This window comes from Arthrobacter sp. Soil764, assembly GCF_001428075.1.
GTDB lineage: Bacteria > Actinomycetota > Actinomycetes > Actinomycetales > Micrococcaceae > Arthrobacter.
The window spans coordinates 1-19,021 of sequence record NZ_LMSI01000021.1 but is presented as its reverse complement, the minus strand read 5'-3'; the positions used below and the strand labels follow the sequence as shown (position 1 = coordinate 19,021).

The 19,021-nt window shown below is 66.1% G+C and carries 20 protein-coding genes; 10 read left to right on the top strand and 10 right to left on the bottom strand.

Annotation, left to right across the window (positions count from 1 at the left end; translation table 11 throughout):
• Positions 1-73 precede the first annotated feature (73 nt).
• Positions 74-571, bottom strand: coding sequence for a ribonuclease E activity regulator RraA (rraA, locus tag ASG86_RS14355; protein WP_056335628.1), 498 nt, complete (start codon positions 569-571; stop codon positions 74-76).
• A gap of 120 nt (positions 572-691) precedes the next feature.
• On the opposite strand from rraA, the gene ASG86_RS14350 reads away from it, so the two are divergent.
• From ASG86_RS14350 to ASG86_RS14330, 5 genes are all read left to right on the top strand, one after another.
• Entirely contained in the window at positions 692-1,975 is a 1,284-nt protein-coding gene (locus tag ASG86_RS14350) for an MFS transporter (protein ID WP_056335624.1), read from the top strand.
• 138 nt (positions 1,976-2,113) lie between these two features.
• Entirely contained in the window at positions 2,114-2,722 is a 609-nt protein-coding gene (locus tag ASG86_RS14345) for a TetR/AcrR family transcriptional regulator (protein WP_056335620.1), read from the top strand.
• A gap of 286 nt (positions 2,723-3,008) precedes the next feature.
• On the top strand, positions 3,009-4,208 hold the full coding sequence (locus ASG86_RS14340; protein WP_056335618.1) for an NAD(P)-dependent malic enzyme: 1,200 nt from the start codon (positions 3,009-3,011) through the stop codon (positions 4,206-4,208).
• Between the two features lie 92 nt (positions 4,209-4,300).
• Positions 4,301-4,804, top strand: coding sequence for a DUF456 domain-containing protein (locus tag ASG86_RS14335; protein ID WP_056335615.1), 504 nt, complete (start codon positions 4,301-4,303; stop codon positions 4,802-4,804).
• Between the two features lie 43 nt (positions 4,805-4,847).
• Positions 4,848-5,222 carry a nuclear transport factor 2 family protein gene (locus ASG86_RS14330; protein WP_056336100.1) on the top strand — a complete coding sequence of 125 codons (375 nt, stop codon included), beginning with the start codon at positions 4,848-4,850 and terminating at the stop codon, positions 5,220-5,222.
• 4 nt (positions 5,223-5,226) lie between these two features.
• On the opposite strand, the gene ASG86_RS14325 is transcribed toward ASG86_RS14330, so the two are convergent.
• Positions 5,227-5,457: a hypothetical protein gene (locus tag ASG86_RS14325; RefSeq protein ID WP_056335612.1), complete on the bottom strand. Its 231-nt coding sequence runs from the start codon at positions 5,455-5,457 to the stop codon at positions 5,227-5,229.
• A gap of 141 nt (positions 5,458-5,598) precedes the next feature.
• Here ASG86_RS14325 and ASG86_RS14320 point away from each other — a divergent pair, with 141 nt between their 5' ends.
• Positions 5,599-6,576, top strand: a complete 978-nt coding sequence (locus ASG86_RS14320) for a hypothetical protein (RefSeq protein ID WP_056335609.1) — start codon at positions 5,599-5,601, stop codon at positions 6,574-6,576.
• Positions 6,577-6,588: 12 nt separating this feature from the next.
• On the opposite strand, the gene ASG86_RS14315 is transcribed toward ASG86_RS14320, so the two are convergent.
• On the bottom strand, positions 6,589-7,230 hold the full coding sequence (locus ASG86_RS14315) for a LysE family translocator (protein WP_056335606.1): 642 nt from the start codon (positions 7,228-7,230) through the stop codon (positions 6,589-6,591).
• A 108-nt stretch (positions 7,231-7,338) separates the two neighbouring features.
• Between ASG86_RS14315 and ASG86_RS14310 the strand changes: the two genes are divergently transcribed.
• Complete coding sequence (locus ASG86_RS14310; RefSeq protein ID WP_056335603.1) at positions 7,339-7,794, top strand: Lrp/AsnC family transcriptional regulator; 456 nt, start codon at positions 7,339-7,341, stop codon at positions 7,792-7,794.
• A 17-nt stretch (positions 7,795-7,811) separates the two neighbouring features.
• On the opposite strand, the gene ASG86_RS14305 is transcribed toward ASG86_RS14310, so the two are convergent.
• The 3 genes from ASG86_RS14305 to ASG86_RS14295 form a co-directional block, all read right to left on the bottom strand.
• The gene (locus ASG86_RS14305; RefSeq protein ID WP_056335599.1) at positions 7,812-8,474 is read right to left on the bottom strand and encodes a hypothetical protein; all 663 of its coding nucleotides are present in this window, start codon (positions 8,472-8,474) and stop codon (positions 7,812-7,814) included.
• Complete coding sequence (locus ASG86_RS14300; RefSeq protein ID WP_056335597.1) at positions 8,471-9,961, bottom strand: WXG100 family type VII secretion target; 1,491 nt, start codon at positions 9,959-9,961, stop codon at positions 8,471-8,473. Before ASG86_RS14300 ends, ASG86_RS14305 begins: the two co-directional genes overlap by 4 nt.
• Positions 9,962-10,061: 100 nt before the next feature.
• Positions 10,062-10,538 carry an Lrp/AsnC family transcriptional regulator gene (locus tag ASG86_RS14295; RefSeq protein WP_056335594.1) on the bottom strand — a complete coding sequence of 159 codons (477 nt, stop codon included), beginning with the start codon at positions 10,536-10,538 and terminating at the stop codon, positions 10,062-10,064.
• 316 nt (positions 10,539-10,854) lie between these two features.
• Between ASG86_RS14295 and gluQRS the strand changes: the two genes are divergently transcribed.
• Both gluQRS and ASG86_RS14285 read left to right on the top strand, forming a co-directional pair.
• Positions 10,855-11,754 (top strand): tRNA glutamyl-Q(34) synthetase GluQRS, encoded by a 900-nt coding sequence (gluQRS, locus tag ASG86_RS14290; protein WP_056335590.1) that lies wholly within the window; start codon positions 10,855-10,857, stop codon positions 11,752-11,754.
• Positions 11,755-11,763: 9 nt separating this feature from the next.
• Complete coding sequence (locus ASG86_RS14285; protein WP_056335588.1) at positions 11,764-12,387, top strand: HD domain-containing protein; 624 nt, start codon at positions 11,764-11,766, stop codon at positions 12,385-12,387.
• On the opposite strand, the gene ASG86_RS14280 is transcribed toward ASG86_RS14285, so the two are convergent.
• The 3 genes from ASG86_RS14280 to ASG86_RS14270 form a co-directional block, all read right to left on the bottom strand.
• Positions 12,354-12,902, bottom strand: coding sequence for a flavodoxin domain-containing protein (locus tag ASG86_RS14280; protein ID WP_056336097.1), 549 nt, complete (start codon positions 12,900-12,902; stop codon positions 12,354-12,356). The genes ASG86_RS14285 and ASG86_RS14280 overlap by 34 nt on opposite strands.
• 77 nt (positions 12,903-12,979) lie before the next feature.
• Entirely contained in the window at positions 12,980-14,296 is a 1,317-nt protein-coding gene (locus tag ASG86_RS14275) for an ATP-binding protein (protein ID WP_056335586.1), read from the bottom strand.
• Positions 14,297-14,435: 139 nt separating this feature from the next.
• On the bottom strand, positions 14,436-15,383 hold the full coding sequence (locus ASG86_RS14270) for an L-lactate dehydrogenase (protein WP_056335583.1): 948 nt from the start codon (positions 15,381-15,383) through the stop codon (positions 14,436-14,438).
• A 90-nt stretch (positions 15,384-15,473) separates the two neighbouring features.
• Between ASG86_RS14270 and ggt the strand changes: the two genes are divergently transcribed.
• On the top strand, positions 15,474-17,309 hold the full coding sequence (gene ggt / locus ASG86_RS14265) for a gamma-glutamyltransferase (RefSeq protein ID WP_056335580.1): 1,836 nt from the start codon (positions 15,474-15,476) through the stop codon (positions 17,307-17,309).
• A gap of 120 nt (positions 17,310-17,429) precedes the next feature.
• Here the strand turns inward: ggt and ASG86_RS14260 are convergent, their stop codons facing one another.
• Positions 17,430-19,019, bottom strand: coding sequence for an amino acid permease (locus ASG86_RS14260; protein WP_235565188.1), 1,590 nt, complete (start codon positions 19,017-19,019; stop codon positions 17,430-17,432).
• Positions 19,020-19,021: the final 2 nt, after the last annotated feature.

The following is a 19,021-nucleotide window of genomic DNA, read 5'->3' as shown; positions in this document are numbered from 1 at the left end:
AATAAGCAGCGATAGTTGCTTTCAGTAACTATCTTACTCGTTGTTTCTATTCCCGGCCCTGCCAATATTCCTGCTACGGCTCCACGAGGATGCCGTCCGGGTCGCACCAGACGGTGGCTCCGGGACGGAAGGTCACGCCGTCGATCACCACATCCACGTCAACCTCACCCGCGCCTGCCTTTTGGCTCTTCTTCGGGTTGCTGCCCAGGGCCTTGACGCCGAGGTCCAGGTCCGCGATGGCCAGCCGGTCGCGGATGGCGCCGTTAATGACGACGCCGGCCCAGCCGTTCGCCACGGCGCTTTCGGCGATCATGTCCCCCATTAGGGCCGTGCCCAGCGATCCGCCGCCGTCCACCACCAGTACGGCCCCGTTACCGGGTGAACCGAGCGTGGACTTCACCAGGGCGTTGTCCTGGAAGCAGCGGATGGTCCGGACCGGGCCGCTGAAATGCGAGCGGCCGCCAAGGGACTGGAACTGCAGGGAGACGGACGCCAACTGGTCGCCGCGCTCATCGTAGAGGTCCGCGGTGTTAACTGCTGGAACGGATTGGTTTCCTGCTGTTGTGGTCACGTGGCTCTCCTCGCGTAGTGGTGGATTATGCACATCCGTCGCTCGCCGCAGGGCGTCGCGTTACCGCCCACGATAGTCTGATTCCACCGTCAGCCGGCCGCACCAGGGGGAGCCAAGCCAATGAGTCCGTTCAACACGCCTGCGCCGTTGGACGGCACATCGCCAGGGAAAGCCACGGCGGCGCTCGCCGAGCCGGCGCAGAAGGTCACCGCCCGCTGGGTGACCGGGCTGGTGCTGGTGAACGTGGGCATCAACGCGGCCTTTTTCGGGCCCATCAATGTGTTCATCGGCCAGCAGGCCATTAGTATTGATGCGCCGTCCAAGGAAGCCATCCTCTCGCTGGTCACGGCCTGCGGCGCTGCGGTTTCACTGGTGGCCAACCCGCTCTTCGGTGCCCTCTCGGACCGGACCACCTCCCGGTTCGGCCGGCGCGCCCCATGGGTGCTGGCCGGGGCAGTCCTCGCCACTGCGGCACTGCTGGCCATGTCCTTCTCCGCTGGGGTGTCCCTGATGGTCCTTTTCTGGTGCCTGGTGCAGCTGGGAGCCAACGCCGCCTACGCAGCCATCACCGCGGCCGTCCCGGACCGGGTGCCCGTCATCCAGCGCGGGGGAGTGGGCGGCCTTGCGGCCATGGGCCAGACCCTTGGCATCCTTGCGGGGGCCGTCTTCGGCGCGGTGATGTCAGGGAACTTCCTGGTGGGCTACTGGCTGTGCGCGGGCGCCCTGCTGCTGTCCGTGCTGCCGTACCTGTTCCATCGGAACGATCCCCCGCTGCCGGCGGAGACGGCCGGCTGGTTCCGGATGGGCCGCTTCCTGCGGGGCTTCTGGATCAACCCCCGGCGCCACCGGGACTTCGCCTGGGCCTGGCTCACCCGCTTCCTGGTCAACGTGGGAAACCAGCTCACCATCGTCTACCTGCTCTTCTTCCTGCGGGACGTCATCGGGTATGGGGATCCCGCCACGGGGGTGCTGGTCCTGACGGGTATCTACGCGGTGATGGTGATGATCACTGCGGTGCTGGCCGGACCGTGGAGCGACAGGGTGGGCAGGCGGAAGCCCTTCGTCATCGGCTCCTCCGCCACCATCGCCATGGCCGGCGCCATCATGGCATTCTTTCCGGTCTGGCCCGGCGCGCTCGCCGGCGCCGCCGTCCTGGGCATCGGCTTCGGTGCCTACCTGGCCGTCGACTTTGCGCTGCTGACCCAGGTCCTGCCGTTCGCAGGGAGCCGGGGCAAGGACATGGGGGTTATCAATGTGGCCAACTCGCTGCCGCAGGTGGTTGCTCCGGCCCTGGCACTGCTGGCAGTGACCTACGGTGGCGGCTACCGGACACTGTTCCTCACGGCCGCCGCCGTCGGGCTGCTGGGCGCGGTTTTCGTGGTGAAAATCAAGGGCGTCGACTGACCGGCCAGCACCCCAAAACTAAGGTCGCTGACTAATTAGGGCACACTGCTGTGCCGTATAGTTGAACAGGGCTGCAGGGCGGTACGGAAGTGGGGGCGCTCCTGGCCGCAGTCCCTAAAACACAACCCCGGAATGCTGATGCCCGAGACTTTTTCAGACCATCCGCCCATGGCCGCCCGGCCTTCCGCTCCGCGCCAGCGCCTCCGCTACACCCGAATCCTGGACACCGCCGCCGGGTTCGCCCGTACGGGACTGGATGCCGTGGAACTCTCCCAGGTGGCAGAAAAAGCAGACGTCCCGCTGGGCACCCTCTACCGTTACTTTCCGTCCCCCACCCACCTGATGCTTGCGCTGTACCGCCAGCAGTTGGACGAGCTGCAGGCCGGAACCAGGGGCTCATCCCCACGCTTCCGCGGCCGTGCACTGTCCGGGCTGCTGATGGAGATCTTCCACATGCGCGTCATGCAACCCGCTGTGGAGCAATGCCTCAGCAGGGGCGTGTACCACCCGGAAAAGGACACCACGGAACTCCTGCGTGAGATTGACGCACTCAGTGAGAAGCTCGTCGCCGGCGCCTGCGGTGACGCCGTGGGGGCGAGGGTCCTCCTCCTGACAGTCACTGGTCTGGTCCAGTCAGTGCGCAACCGGCGGTTGTCCCTCTTCGAAGCCGAGGAGGACCTGAAAAAGGCGTGCGGAAGGCTGTCCCCTGCGGCAGAGGCGGGCTTCACAGTGGCCAAGTCTGCGTAACTGGTCTAGACCAAAACGATATTAAATACGCCATAATGCCGTGATGTGGATCACTAGATCGGCTGATTAAACGTTTTGTCGCGAGTGAACCGTGTCAAGGAGGGCGAATACCCCCTGCCCGGGCTGCCTACCATGGGGGCACTGGAGCGGCAGGGCGAAACATCCCCGGCGTTCCTACGGACCCGCCACCCCTGGGTTTGCTGCCGCACTATTTTCCCCGCTTGGGCCCGGCCGGGCTCCAGCCCCATGTGCCGTGCGCCCACGGCGAGCACCAGGAGACAACGACGTGTCCATTGACGCATTCACAGCCACCGACAGTTCCGCAGCCACGGCCCTGACCGAAGACGAAATCTTCGGTGCCCACCAGGGCGGAAAGCTGTCCGTCACCAGCACTGTTCCGCTCTCCAATAAGCGGGACCTGTCCATTGCGTACACCCCCGGAGTGGCCGAGGTCAGCCGGGCCATCCACGCGAAGCCCGAACTGGCCCGCACCCTGACCTGGGCCGAACGCCTGGTAGTGGTGGTCAGCGACGGCACTGCCGTTCTGGGCCTGGGCAACATCGGTGCCAGCGCCTCGCTTCCCGTGATGGAAGGCAAGTCCGCCCTCTTCAAGACCTTCGGCGACCTTGATTCCATCCCGCTGGTCCTCAACACCACGGACGTGGACGAAATCGTGGAAACCCTGGTCCGCCTGCGCCCCAGCTTCGGCGCCGTCAACCTTGAGGACATCTCGGCACCGCGCTGCTTTGAGCTCGAGGAAAAGCTGATCGAGGCCCTTGACTGCCCGGTCATGCACGACGACCAGCACGGGACCGCCGTCGTGGCCCTTGCCGCGCTGACCAATGCCGCCAAGGTGACCGGCCGGGGCCTCGAGGGCCTGAAGGTGGTGGTGTCCGGCGCCGGTGCGGCGGGGATCGCCGTCGCCGAAATCCTGCTCGCAGCCGGGATCACGGACGTCGTCCTGCTCGATTCCCGCGGCGTCATCAACAGCAGCCGCAAGGACCTTGCCGCGGACCCGGCGAGCAAGAAGGCCGACATTGCCGGCCGCAGCAACCCCCGCGGTGTCACCGGCGGGCCGGCCGAGGCCCTGGCAGGCGCTGACGTCTTTATCGGCGTCTCCTCCTCCAAGCTCGATGAGGCACACCTGGCCTCGATGAACCAGGACGCCATCGTGTTCGCCCTGTCCAACCCGGACCCCGAAGTCCTGCCCGAGGTGGCCGTCAAGTACGCCGCCGTGGTGGCCACCGGCCGCAGCGACTTCCCCAACCAGATCAACAACGTCCTGGCGTTCCCCGGCATCTTCCGCGGTGCCCTCGACGCCGGCGCCCGCCGGATCACGCCGGCCATGAAGCTCGCGGCAGCGCGCGCCATCGCCGGGCTCGCCGCCGAAGACCTCTCCGCCGACTACATCGTCCCCAGCCCGCTGGACCCGCGGGTGGCACCCGCGGTCACCGCCGCCGTCGCCGCGGCAGTCGAGGCGGAGTAGCGCCTTCCGGCAGAAACCACGACGGCGGTGCCTCCTTCCCCAAAGGAGGCACCGCCGTCGGGCATTAAGGACCGGCCCATAGACTGGGGTCCATGAGCTCCGAGACAGTAATGACCATCCTGTGCGGCCTGGCAATCCTGGTAGGGGTGGCCGGCACCATCATTCCCGTCCTGCCCGGCAGCGTCCTCATCGGCCTAAGCCTGCTGGCCTGGGCCATCTGGGGCGGCGCCGGGACGGCAGGGTGGGTCATCTTCGCGGTGGCCATGGTCTTTGTCGCCGCGGGCATGACAGCCGGCGCCGTCCTCACTGGCAGGAAGCTCAAGCAGCACGCCATTCCCAGCCGCAGCATCGTGGTGGCCCTTGTGGCGGGCGTGGTGGGGATGTTCATCATCCCGGTGGTGGGCCTCTTCGTCGGCTTCGCGGCCGGTCTGCTGGTCAGCGAGTTCACCCGGACGCGGGATTTTTCGACGGCGGCCAGGTCAAGCTGGGCTGCCCTGAAGGCCACCGGGCTGGGAATGCTTGCGGAATTCGGGCTGGCCTGCCTTGCCGCCAGCACCTGGGTGATCGGCGTGTGGATCGCCGCCGCCAACGGCTGAACCCGTTGTTGCGCGCGGCATGTTCCGCGGGTACAACCGGATCATGACCCAACCGGCCTCAGCCAGAGACTTCATCAGCTCCTGGATGGAAAAATACCAGGCTGCCTGGACCAGCAACGCCCCGGAGGACATCCGCGCCCTCTTCACCCCGGATGCGCTCTACGAGACGCGTCCCCATGATCCCGAACCCTGGCGGGGCCAGGACGGGATCGTCCAGGGCTGGCTTGCGGCACGTGACGAGCCCGCGGACTGGACGTTCACCTGGGAACTGCTGGGCTGCGATGGGCGCACCGCCTTTGTCCAGGGCGCCACCACCTACTCGGGTGGCCGCCCCACCTATGACAACCTGTGGGTCATTACGTTCGACGGATCCGGCCGCGCCAGCTCCTTTACCGAATGGTTCATGGCGGGGAGCTGAGGCCTCAGAGCCCCAGCCCGCCGAGTTTATCGCCCAGTCCGCCCGGGAGTTTATCCCCGAGTCCACCGGGAAGCCTGGACAGCAGTTCGGCGGGATCGATGCCGAGTTTGGACAGCAGGCCTGCGTGCTGTTCCGTGTCCACCTGGTCAGGCAGTTCCGATTCCGCCTGCGAGGCTTTGGCCTGGTCTCCCTGCGACCGAAGGAGTTCGAGGATCTGATTCTTGTCGATCTGCATGGGTTTCTCCTTGCTGTAATTTGCTTACTAAGGGTGCTTGCTACCCTTCCCGAAAAAGGGGTCGGGGACAAGGCCCTGGCGCGATTGCGGGTTGGTGTACGCAGAGGTCCGGGGCCCTGGACTCGCAGTTAGCATTGAAAGATGAGCGCCGGGGACACCGCACCAATCTACTGGGACAGCCGCGACCTCACCCCTTTTGGGCAGGCACAGCTGCGCACCCCTGTCCACGACCTGGCCGGGGGAGTGGGGGGCCTGCTGACCGGCGTCCTGGGCGGCCGCAACCCTGCCCTGCTGTCCATTGACGGCGAGGTGCCGCGGCTCAAGCGGCTGCTGCCCAAGCCCGCCAAGGTGGTCCACGAAGCCGTCTTCACCAGCCGCGAACCGGAGCGCCTGATTACCTTGGCACGGGCCTATCCCGGATGGGCCGGCCTCTGCTACCTCATGGGCGGGCTCCTGGCGTACAAGCACGGCGGCTACCTGCGTGCTTCCGAGCTCCTGCAACGTGGGCTCACCACCAGGAATGACGATGAAGCCAACCGCTACTCGTCGACCTACCTCACCCGGATCGTCACCCGGATTGAACTGGCCGAACGGGTGGAGATCCCGGTGCTGTTCAGCGAAGAATCCGTGTTCCTTGCCCTGTCCCATTCCCTGCGTGAGACCGGCCGCGCCGAAGCCGCGCTCGACGCACTGACCGGGCTGCCGCCGTCGCTCCCCATGGCCCTGGCCCGCTGCTCCCTGGCCCTCACCTTGGGACGAAGCCGCACCGTCATCGACTGGACGGAGGGGCTGCTGAACGCGGACGACCTCTCCGCCGCCCTGCTGCTGGTCCGCGCCCGTGCCCTGCGGCGGGAGGGCCGCCTCGATGCTGCGCACCAGGCGATCGCCGAAGTCCTGCGGCGCCGGAAGACACACCTGGTGCTCCGCAATGACGCCCTGACGGACCGGGCGTTGCTCGTGCTGGAATCGGGCCGGCGGACGCTGAACCCCCGCGACTGGGGAAAACGGCGCGGGGACCCGGAACCGCAGCGCGAGCTCGAGGCGCCGGTGCCCATCCGCAAGGACGAAGAAATGCGGCGGATCTGGGAGCAGGACTGGAAGGAACTGGGCGGGGACTAGGAACCCGGCCGGCTACTGGATGTGGCTGGCTGCGAACGGCAGCAGTTGCTCGCCCAGCAGCACGGCCCCCAGTGCCACCATGATGATGCCGCTGGCAAGGGTTACTGCCCGCGCGGCCCCCGGCCTGCTCTGCAGCAGCGTGCGCGAGAGCAGGGCCACCGCCGTGTAGACCAGGCCCGCCAGCGCCACGAATGTCAGGCCCAGCAGCCCGGACTGCACCGGCACGGGCAGGGCGGCCTCGGAGCTGACGAACTGCGGGATGAGGGCAATGTAGAAGAGCAGGCCTTTGGGGTTGATCCCGCTGGTGCCCATCCCCTGCAGGAAGGTGCGCAGCTGGGTTCCGGCGGCGCCGCCGTCCGCGCTGAAGCTGGCGTTGCGCCAGGAACGGAGGGTTCCCACCCCGAGCCACAGCAGGTAACCTGCGCCGGCCAGGGTAATCCAGCCCAGGACGCCCGGCATGCCTATCAGCACGGCGGCCAACCCGGCCACCAGCAGGACGGTATGCAGGACATAACCGCCGCAGAGCCCGGCAACGGCCGGGACGAAGCTGCGCTGCCGCAGGCCCGCCGCGATGGTGTAGGCCCAGTCCACTCCCGGCGTGCAGGCCAGGGCTGCGGCCACCACCAGGAAGGCCAGGAACAGCTGCGGATTCATGCGGGTTTCTCCTGTCGACGGGCTCTCAGGAGCAACCATAGGGAGAATTCCGCCAAAAGTGCTGTCCGGTTTTCGCCCGCCCCGCGGCGTGGGCAGTATGTTTATTGCATGCTTGATCAAATTGACAGGAATATTTTGCGGCACCTTCAGGAGGATGGCCGCATGACTGCCACCGCGCTGGCTGCGAAGGTGGGCCTGACGGTGGCGCCGTGCCACCGGCGGCTGCGGGACCTGGAGCAGTCCGGGGTGATCCGCGGGTACAAGGCTGACGTCGACCCTGCCGCAGTGGGCCTGGGGTTCGAGGCAATCGTGTTCGTTACGCTTCGCCAGGTGGACCGGCCCACCATGGAGATTTTCGAGAACCGGGTGGCGGACAACCCGAACATCGTGGAGGCGCAGCGGCTGTTTGGTTCACCGGACTACCTGCTGAAGGTGATCGCCGCGGACCTGCCCGCCTACCAGCGCTTCTATGACACCGAACTGACGTCCCTGCCCGGCGTGGAGCGGCTGACATCCACGCTGGTGATGAAGAACCTGAAGTCCAACGCGGGTCCGCCGGTCTAGGAGCAGGGTCCGGCGGGTCAGGCTGCGGGCAGGATGTGGACGATGATCACCTGCGTGTCCTTGCTGCCGTCATAGCGAAGGTCATAGTTCACCGTCAGTCCCGTGTCTGTTCCGGGCGTGATGGAGAAATCGCTCCTGGAGGCTGGGTCCGCCTGCGTGCTGCTGATCCACTCTTCAGCCGATTCCGCGGATATCCCGTACCGCTGCACGCCGTCCCTGATCAGCTCAAAGAACTCTTCCGCCGAGCCTGCGGTGAGGAAGTAGGTGACCTCGCTGAAGTCCGTGCGGGTGTCAGTGGTGTTGAAACGGATCCGGTCTGTTTCGGCGGTGATTTCGCCGTTGGGTGCCAGGATACTGAGGCTGATCCTGCCCGAGTCCCGGGTATTGATCTCGGGCCCGTAACTGTCCTCGGTGACGCGGACGGCGTCCTTCTCCAGGCGCCCCGAGCTCATATCCAGCCGGGCAGTCCTGGTGGTGCGGATGTTTTCCACGCCGGCGGCGTCAAGGGTGGAGAAGGAGGAGGTCTTCATGGTGCTCCCTGCAGAAGGTGATGTGGCGGCGGTCGGATCGGCGGGGGCCGGAGTGGCGGCTTGGCAGCCGGTCAGGACAAGGGTTGAGAGGAGGGCAATGACGACGGCGGCACTTCCGCGGGGTGCGGCGGCCCGGCGTGGCGCACTCACTGGTGGACCTCCGCGTCAAACCCGTCAAGGAACCGGTCCATGATGCCCGGAATGTTATTGGTGGGGCGGTACTGGTCCACGCGGCCGTCGAAGTCGGAGCCGATGATCTGCGCGGCCCGGTCCGGGTCCGTGGCCAGGAGGTGCTGGTAAGCGGGGAGCGTGTCCTGCCTGATGAGGTTCCAGCGCTGGTCGGCGTCGGCGATGTTGCCGTCCGGGAAGCCGGTGGTGAAGTCCGTGCGGAACTGTGCCGGGTTGTCCCAGCTGGTGAAGGGGATGTTCTCCGGGCCGGGGCTTTCCACGCTGAAGCTGTACGGGAACACCTCGGGGTAGCTCCTGGCGCCGGGGATGGAGGGTTCGCCGGCGAGCGTCACCATGTAGGTCACCGCTTCGCCGCCGGGGTGGCTGCGCATGGTGTCGTAGTCGTCGGCGATGATTTCGTTTTGCTCGCGGTACAGGAGTGCTGTGTTGCCTTCCCGGACCTGGCCGGGGTCTCCCGAATCGATCTGCGCCCAGGCGTTGGCCGTGGCGTGGTCGATGGCGCCGGAGTCGCGAAGGCGGTTGATCTCGTCGAGGCCGCCGTTCAGGTACGCCTGGTGCTGGCGGGCCTGGTCCAGGAAAATTTCCTTGTTCATGTCCAGCATGCTGGTCTCGTAGAACCGGATTTCACCATCCGTCATCCCTGCTAGCTCTTCCAGCTGGTCCAGGACGGGAAGGGGAATGTCGGAGGCCGGGTTGTCGGTGATCTGCTGGGCCAGGTCCCGCAGCATGGCCATGTCCCGGAAACCGCCGGCGAAGGATGGGCCGATCATGTTGGCCATCCCTGCCCACTGCAGGTCTGGATTGGCAAGGTAGGCCTGGCCGTAGAAGTCGTAGACCTTGGCGATGGTCTCCCAGTTGTATTCCGTACCCTTTGACGTGTCCCAGTCGGCAGGATCGATGCCCATCTCCAGCATCGCCTGCCGGTTCCAGTAGTCATTGAGGAAGTCCTGGTAACCCTTGGAGTTCTTGCTGATCAGGCCTGAGTCCGCGGCGGCATCCACGGCAGATTTGGCAGCGTCGGGGTTCCCCTCGGCCCACCGGCGGAATTCGTCGCTCTGCAGGTAGGCGCGCCGCTCGGCGGGGGTCATGCCGTTCAGTGTGTCTGTCACTTCCTGGGCGGTACCGCTGCCGCCAGGCCCGCCTGCTCCGGAACCACCACCACCGCCGCCGCCTGACCCGGTGGTGCTTGCCTTCTCCTGTTCGTCCGCGTTGGCCAGGACTGCCTTCGCGGCCGACTCCAGCCCTGCCGTTGCGGACCTCAGCAGCTTTGCGTGCGACGACGTCCATTCGCTGCGGAACCTGTCGCCGTCGCGCCCTTTCCAGAGACCGGAACCTACGCTGCTGCTGAGCTGCTGCCCCAAAGCGTTGAGGCGGTTGGCGCCGGCGGTAAGGTCCTTGGCCAGTTGCCGCAGCTGCGCCACATCGCCGCCGTAAAAGTTCCCCGCCATGTTGTCCCCCTGTTGGTCCCCCGCTTTTGGATCTCCCGCGTGCCAGCCTAGCCGGGCATCTTTCCTGCGGCGATGGGGAGAGCTGCCCCTGGTGCCGCCGCTACTCCGCCTGGTCCTGCAGGAGCCCTGTGGTCCGGTACGGAATGACCTCGCGGAGGAACATGCTGGTGGACGTGCGGACAATGCCGGGGCAAAGCCGGATTTCCTCCGACACCCGGTAGAGGTCGTCCGGGCTTTTGGCCACTACCCGGATGAGGAGATCGGTATCGCCGGCCGGCGCATGGCATTCCAGGACCTCGGGGATCTTACGCAGGGCAGCGATGGCCTCGTTCAGGTGGCTCTGGTCCAGCTCGGCGCTGACCGCAGCAGCCACCCCGCGTCCAAGGGATGCCGGAATCACCCGGCTGCTGTTGGGCCGGAGGGCTCCCGACGCCGTCATCCGCTCCAGCCGGCTTTGGACGGTCCCGCGGGCCAGGCCCAACCGCTGCGCGAGCACCATAATGGGGACGCGGGGGTCCTGGTCCAGGGCATTGAGGATCCGCCGGTCCGTGGCGTCAAGTTCCTGCAATCTGATCATTTCCTGTCGCTCAGAACGCCGGTGATTAGTCAGACTGACCAATCGAAGCTCGGCCGGTTGTCCCAACTGTATGTTCTCTGCTGGAATAGTGGCAACAAGGACCAAGGCTACCGCCGGTCCGCACAGGCTACAGTTTCCCGGCACACCACCCGGCACCTGGACATCGCTTCCCGCAAGGAGGCCGCCGCTGATTGACGCTTGTTCACACCACGCTCATTCTGTAAACACGGCAAGAGCCCCTGAGCTACCGACGCCCGCCCCGGCGGAGTCATCGGTAGCTGAGGGGCTCTTGTGTGCTTCCGTCTAGGGTTGATCCATGACCTCCGCCGGCCGTTTTGCCCCCAGCCCCTCCGGTGAGCTGCATGTAGGAAACCTTCGGACTGCAATCCTTGCCTGGCTTTTCGCCCGCTCAACCGGACGCCGCTTCCTGCTCCGCGTGGAGGACCTGGACCGCGCCCGCGCCGGAGCCGAAGCGGGGCAGCTGCGCGACCTCGCGGCAGTAGGCGTCACCTGGGACGGCGACGTGGTCCGCCAAACGGACCGCGCGGCCCTCTATGCGGAGGCGATCGACCGGCTCCAACAGGCCGGCCTGACGTACGAGTGTTTCTGTACACGCCGGGAGATCCAGGAGGCGCCGTCCGCCCCCCATGCGCCGCTGGGAGCCTACCCAGGCACCTGCCGCGACCTGGAGCCCGCGGAACTGGAGTACAAGCGGTCCACCCGTCCGGCCGCCATACGCCTGCGGGCGGACGTGCGGGAGTACACGGTGCAGGATGTCCTCCATGGTGCATACACGGGGGCGGTGGATGACTTCGTGCTGCGCAGGAACGATGGCGTCACCGCCTACAACCTGGCCGTGGTGGTGGATGATGCCGCGCAGGGCATAGACCAGGTGGTCCGCGGCGACGACCTGCTCCCCTCCACGCCCCGCCAGGCCTACCTCGCCTCGCTCCTCGATATTCCTGTTCCGGAATATGTGCACGTTCCATTGGTGGTAAACCGCGACGGCGTAAGGCTGGCAAAGCGTGACGGCGCAGTCACTTTGGCGGACCTCGCCCAGGCCGGGGTGGCTGCCCACGAAGTGAGGGACCTGCTGCTGGAGTCCCTGGGACTGCCCGCCGGAACGCTGGACCGGGCCCTGCCGGCACTTGACCCCGCACGGCTGCCGCGCAAACCCTGGGTGTGGACCGGAATGGACCGCCTGTCCGCTGGCTAAACTTGTGGGATGCCAGACGATCACATGCCGGACCAGGTCCGCACGCCCACATTCACGGTGGAGACCGCCAAGGTCCTGGCCGAGGTGGCCCACAACCGGCAGAAGGACAAGCTGAAGCGGCCCTACCGGGAGCACGTCCTCGCGGTCGGGGACGCCCTGGCGGACTTCGACGACGAGATCCGGATCGCCGGCTACCTTCACGACATCGCCGAGGACACGCCAATGACCCGGCAGGCGTTGCTGGACATGGGTGTCCCGGAGCGCTCCGTGGACATCATCGAGCGGGTCACCAACCGCCTGCACAACAACCCGGACGACTACCAGTCCGGCATCCGTGAGATCGCCGAGGACCATGACGCCGCCCTGGTCAAGATCGCGGACAATGCGCACAACTCGCTGCCCGAGCGTGTCCAGGCGCTGGCGGAGAAGTGGCCGGACAAGCCCCCGGTGACCAAGTACCGGGATGCCCGGCCCGTGCTCTACGCTGCCGTGGAGGTGGACGAGGTCCGGAAGATCCTGGCGCGGGTCAACCCCTGGCTGCTGGAGGAATTCGACGAGCAGCTGGACGAGGCCGACGACACCGACTACGAGAACCTCCGCTACGACGCCGGCCCCGGGTTCCTGTCCACGTAGACCAGGAACTCCTCCGCGAACCGCCGCACCCCGTCCCATTCCGTGTAGATGTAGTCGCGCCCGGTATCGGTGTCCTGGCTGCCGTGGCCGCTGACGATCTTCTTCATCATCATGCGCTTCAGGAATCCGTACTGGGTGTACAGGAGGGCGCCGCCGAACATCGCCACTTTGTCAGGCTGCCAGCCGGTGCTCTCCTCGAACTCCGCGACGTACTTTTCCGCATCCTCCGGATCCCCGTGGGCGGCCAGGCTGACCGAGAACAGGGCGGCCGGCAGGCTCTCCAGCCTGGACCGGTTCCGGCGGACAAAATCCGCCACGAACCCTTCGTGCTTCCCGGCATGGACGGAGGCGCCCACAATGACGGCATCGTAGCCGTCCGGCAGGTCGTGCTCCGCGTGCTTGAGGTCCAACGTGTCGGCCTGGTGGCCGTGGGCCTGCAGCACGTCGGAGATGTAGTCGGCGATGCGAGCCGTCTGGCCCTCCGCGGTTCCGTATGGGATCAGGATTCTTGCCATGACCACCACTCTGGCGTCCCGCAGGGGCCGGGCAAAGGGGCAAAAGTCCCTGCAACGGTCCGATGGAAAACCGCCGGCTAAACCCTTCCCAGCGCCTCGATGTCTTCCAGGAAGTCGGCCTGAACCTCAGCGCTCACGGTGGTGCGGGTATCACCGATGGCGTCCAGGTAGTCCTGTGTGGAAGGCCCCTTCCTGACCGCCGTACGGACGGAAACGTCGCCCCCGGAGGCCAGCCCACCGTCGTCGTACACCGCTTTTTCCAACGCCCGCTGGGAGGCGCTCCGCGCCGCGTACTCGATGTCCGCTGGGGAAAAGCCTTCGGTGCGTTCCACCAGGAGCTCCACGTCCACGGCGTCCACCACGGCCGCGGGGATGAAGCGCTGCCACATCGCCTCGCGCGCCTGCCGGTCCGGCAGCCCGATGGGGATGACGTAATCGAACCGCCCGTGGCGCAGGAAGGCCGAGTCCAGGGCCCGGATGAAGTTGGTGGCGCAGACCAGGAGCCGGCCGGGCTGTTCACGGAACGCGGGGATGATCTTCAGCAGCTCGTTGGTGACGCCCTGGAGCGGCGATGGCGGTTCGCCGGAGCGCTGGGAGGCGATCTCCTCCACCTCGTCGATGAACACCACGGCGTGCTCCAGTTCGGCGATTTCCAGGAACGTTTCGCGGAGCGCGCCGGCCAGGCCCTGCGGGTCGCCGGCCAGGCGGGAGGGGAACACCTCCACGAAAGGCCACTCCAGCCGGGAGGCGATGGCCTTGGCGAAGGTGGTCTTGCCGGTACCGGGAGGGCCGAAAAGGACGACGGCGCGCGGCGGCACCACGCCGAATTCATCGGCCAGGTCCGCCTCGGCGAGCGGCAGCACCAGGCGCCGTTCCAGCAGTTCCTTTTCCCTGCGCATGCCGGCCACGTTCTCCCAGAGGTCGCGGGCCAGGACGCGGCCGCCCAGCTGGCCCAGCGCTCCGAGTTCCTGGCGCTGGACGGGGATGGTCCGCTCGAAGTAGCGCAGGTTTTTCTTCAGCGCGAAGCCGCGGCCCAGGAAGGCCTCAACGCGGGTTTCGGACTCAGGCATCAGGGCTGAGAGCTTGTTCAGGCCGTGCGGGGCCATCCGGTTCTCGACGGCGGCCAGCAGTGAGGTGCCGATGCCCCTGCCCCGGTACTCGGGGAGGGTGGCCAGGAAGACGATCCACCCCTGGTCGTGCGCGGCCCGGCCGACGGCGGCGCCCACCACCTGCTCGCCCTGCACGGCCACCACGGCGTGGTCCTTTTCGCAGGACGCGAGGACCTCGGACAGGGCGTAAACGGGTTCCACATTGTGTGCCTTCAGCGTCTCCCACAGGTGCAGGATCCCGTCCAGGTCCGCCGAGTGGAAATCCCTGATCCGCCAGTTGGTCATGCGTTACTCCTGTTGGTTCGTCATTGAGCCAGTCGTGGTTGAGCCAGCGTGGCCGTCCCAAGTGAGCATATGTGAAGCAGCTGCCGGCCGGGGTTGCAGTGGCGTTGCATGACGTGGGCCGCGGGCATCTGCAAACGTTTCAGACCCCCAGCCTGTCCATCGTGTTCCGCAGGGTGTCAGCGCTATGCTGCAGGGCTGCCCGCTCGGCGTCGTCCATGGGCGTTTCCAGGACGCGGTGTACTCCGCCCCGCCCCACCACGCTGGGGAGGGACAGGGCCACCCCGGAAATCCCGTACAGCCCTGACAACACGGTGGAAACCGGAAGGACGGCGTTGTCGTCGCGGAGCAGTGCCTCCACAATGCGGGCGCCGGAGAGGCCGATGGCGTAGTTCGTGGCCCCCTTGCCCGCGATGACCTTGTAGGCCGCCTGGACCACTTCCCGCGCAGTGTTGGCGAGATATTCGGGGGTAAAGACCTGCTGCCCGCCCGCCGTCCACTCCCGGATGGGGACGGGGCCGATCGTGGCGCCGGACCACAGCGGGAACTCCGTGTCCCCGTGCTCTCCCACCATGCTGGCATGGACGCTGGTGACGGAAACCCCGGCCTCCCGGGCCAGGAGCCAGCGCAGCCGGGAGGTGTCCAGCACCGTGCCGGAGGAGAAGATCCGTTCCGGTGGCAGCCCGGAGATGCGCTGGGCAGCCACCGTCAGGACGTCGCAGGGGTTGGTCACCAGGACATAGACGGCGTCCGGCGCACGTTCAAGCAGCGGCGGCATCAGCTGTTCCAGGATCCGCACATTGGTGCCGGCAAGGTCCAGCCGGCTCTGGCCCGGGTTTTGCTTGGCACCTGCCGTGATGACCACGACGTCGGCACCTTCCGTCACGGCGATATCCCCGCCTCCGGTGACGGTCGCCGATGCCGCGGCGAACTGGCTGCCGTGGGCGAGGTCCAGGGCTTCGGCCTCCGCCTTGGGGGTGTTGACGTCGTACAGCGCGATGTTGCTGGCCGAGCCGCGGATCAGCGCCGCGTATGCCAGCGACGTCCCGACGCTCCCGGCGCCAGCCACTGCGAGCTTGGATCCTGCCATGGTGCCCTCTCCCTTTCCGGAGCCGTTGAGTGTGTCCTACCCGAAGAGTAGCGTGGCACACATCACTCAAACCCCCATTTAGGAGCCACCATGCCACATCTTGGACGCCGGCTCGCAGCTGTTACGGCAGCGCTGGCCATGAGCGTTACCACGGGGGCTATCAGCCCCGCCGCCGCCGATCCGCGGCAGACCGATAAGAATCCCACGGCCACCGGCTATGGCGGTGCGGTCAGCACGGTGGACCCTGAAGCATCAGCGGCTGCGATTGAGGTTCTGCGTAAGGGCGGAAACGCGGTGGACGCAGCTGTCGCCGCGGCGGCCACTCTTGGAGTTACTGAGCCGTACAGCGCCGGGATCGGCGGCGGCGGCTACTTCGTCTACTACGACGCCAAGTCCCGCAAGGTCAAAACCATCGACGGGCGGGAAACCGCGCCGGCGAAGATCAAACCGGATGCTTTTATTGATCCGAAGACGAAGCAGCCCTACAAATTCACCCCCGATCTGGTGACTAGTGGCGTCTCAGTGGGGGTTCCCGGGACACCGGCGACCTGGGAGCGCGCGCTGGAGCGTTGGGGCAGCATCAGCCTGCGTGATGCGTTGAAGCCGGCCATCAAGGTTGCTGACCGCGGGTTCGTGGTGGACGAGACGTTCCGCAGCCAGACCAAAGACAACCAGCTGCGGTTTGAGGCGTTCACCTCCACCAAGGACCTTTACCTCCAGGATGGACAGCTCCCCGAGGTGGGCTCGGTGTTCAAGAACCATGACCTGGCCGATACCTACCGGCTGTTGGCAGACAAGGGCATGGACGCGTTCTACGACGGGCCGCTGGCCAAGGAAATCGCCCACACCGTGCAGAACCCGCCCAAGTCTCCGGACACCAAGCTTCCCGTCCCTGTGGGCTCCATGACGGAGGAGGACCTGGAGAACTACAAGGCCCTGGACCAGGACCCCACCCACGTGAACTACCGGGGCTATGACGTTTACGGCATGGCACCGTCCAGCAGCGGCGGCACTACAGTGGGTGAGTCCCTTAACATCCTGGACGTCTTTGACCTGCCCGGGCTGAAGAAGGACCAGCCGGCCGTTCTGCACCACTACCTGGAAGCCAGCGCCCTGGCCTTCGCGGACCGCGCCAAGTACGTGGGAGACCCGGCATTCGTGAAGGTGCCTACCAAAGCCCTGACCGATCCCATCTTCGGTAAGGAGCGGGCCTGCGAGCTCGATCCAATGCACGCAGCTGTGAAGCCGCTCGAGACAGCGGGCGATGTCACCAACTACGACGGCACCTGCCCCGTGAAACCGGCCGCGGCCGGCGATGAGAAGGACACGGAAAACATCTCCACCACCAACATGACGGTCTCGGACAAGTGGGGCAATGTGGTGGAGTACACGCTGACCATCGAGCAGACCGGCGGCTCCGGCATGGTGGTTCCAGGCCGCGGCTTCCTGCTCAACAACGAGCTCACTGACTTCTCCACTGTCTATGACGCTGCGGACCCCAACCGGATTGAGCCGGGCAAGCGGCCGCGTTCGTCCATGTCGCCCACCATCGTGCTGGAGGACGACAAGCCGTTCCTGGCCCTGGGCTCCCCGGGCGGATCCACCATTATCACCACTGTCCTGCAGACCCTGGTGAACCGGATCGACCTGGGCATGAGCATCCCGGATGCCATTGCGGCTCCGCGTGCAGCACAGCGGAACACGGAGAAGGTGACTGCCGAGCCGGCCTTCATTGACACGTACGGGGCAACACTGACCTCGCGCTTCGGCCACAAGTTCAACCCGTCCGGCGACTCGTTCTCGTCCGCCTCCGAGATCGGGGCGGCCACCGCCATCGAATTCCTCGATGACGGCCGCACCCTCGCGGCAGCCGAGCCGGTCAGGCGCGGGGGCGGCTCGGCCATGGTGGTCAAGCCGTCAAAGTAAGTCACCAATTGCGTTAAAAGTCCGACGGCGGCACTTGGGTTCCTGATTTTCGGAACCTGGGTGCCGCCGTCGGGCGTTTCAGCAGTTACTGCGGGTGGGGGCAGTTACTTCTTGAAGGTGTCAGCCGGAGCGTTGGCGATGACCGGGGACATTCCGGTGTAGCCGTCGCGGGTTTCGGCGATTTGGCGGATGCGGGTCCGGCAGGCGTACCAGCCGATGACCATGAGGATGGAGGCGATGGCGGTGACGAGCATGGTCAGGGGTGAGTCGATGAAGACCATGATGAGGACGCTGATGAGGAAGAGCAGGGAGAGGTAGGCGGCAGGCGTACCAGCCGATGACCATGAGGATGGAGGCGATGGCGGTGACGAGCATGGTCAGGGGTGAGTCGATGAAGACCATGATGAGGACGCTGATGAGGAAGAGCAGGGAGAGGTAGCCGGTGTAGGGGGCGCCGAACATGCGGAAGGAGGGGCGKKYSACCCAGCCTTTGTCGGCCCAGCGTTTGAGCTGGATCTGGCACAGGACGATGGTGGCCCAGGTCATGATGATGCCGACGGAGGCGATGTTCAGSACGATTTCGAAGGCTTCGGCGGGGACGAGGTAGTTCAGGGGGACCCCGAGGAGGGAGACGACGGCGGTGATGGCGATGCCGCCGTAGGGGACGCCTGCTTTGTTCATGCGGGAGGCGAATTTGGGGGCGGAGCCGTTGACGGACATGGAGCGCAGGATCCGGCCGGTGGAGTAGAGCCCGGCGTTCAGGGAGGACAGGGCGGCGGTGAGGACYACGAGGTTCATGATGACGTCYACGCCCTGGACGCCGATGGAGCCGAAGAAGGTCACGAAGGGGCTGACGCCTTTTTGGTAGGAGGTGAAGGGCAGCAGCAGGGCCAGGAGGATGACGGAGCCGACGTAGAACACGGCGATGCGGAAGACCACGGAGTTGATGGCYTTGGGCATGATTTTTTCGGGGTTTTCGGTTTCGCCGGCGGCGGTGCCGACSAGTTCGATGGAGGCGTAGGCGAACAGGACGCCCTGCATGAGGATGATCATGGGCAGCAGGCCGTTGGGGAAGATCCCGCCGTTGTCGKWCAGGAGGCTGAGGCCGACCTGTTGGCCGTCCACGGGGGTGCCGAAGATGACGAAGTAGGTGCCGATGATGAGGAACGCGACGAGGGCTGCGACYTTGATCAGGGCGAACCAGAATTCCATTTCGCCGAAGACTTTCACGGAGACGAGGTTCAGGGCSAGGACSACGATGAGGGCGGTCAGTGCCCAGGCCCACTGCGGGACGTCGGCCATCCAGGGGATGTAGTTGCCGAAGAAGTGCATGTAGAGGGCGGCGGCGGTGATGTCCACGATGGTGGTGGTGGCCCAGTTGATCCAGTAGAACCAGCCGGAGACGAACGCGGCTTTTTCRCCGAAGAATTCGCGGGCGTAGGAGACGAACGAGCCSGAGGAGGGCCGGTGCAGGACCAGTTCGCCCAGGGCGCGCAGGATCAGGAACGCGAAGAACCCGCAGACCGCGTACGCGATGACCAGGGACGGGCCGGCGGCGTTGAGGCGGCCGCCGGCRCCSAGGAACAGGCCGGTRCCGATCGCGCCGCCGATCGCGATCATCTGGATCTGCCGGGGCTTGAGGTTCTTGTGGTAACCCTTGTCCTCCGCGTGCAGGGAGGTCTCGGACGCATGCGCGTGACCACCATCAATAA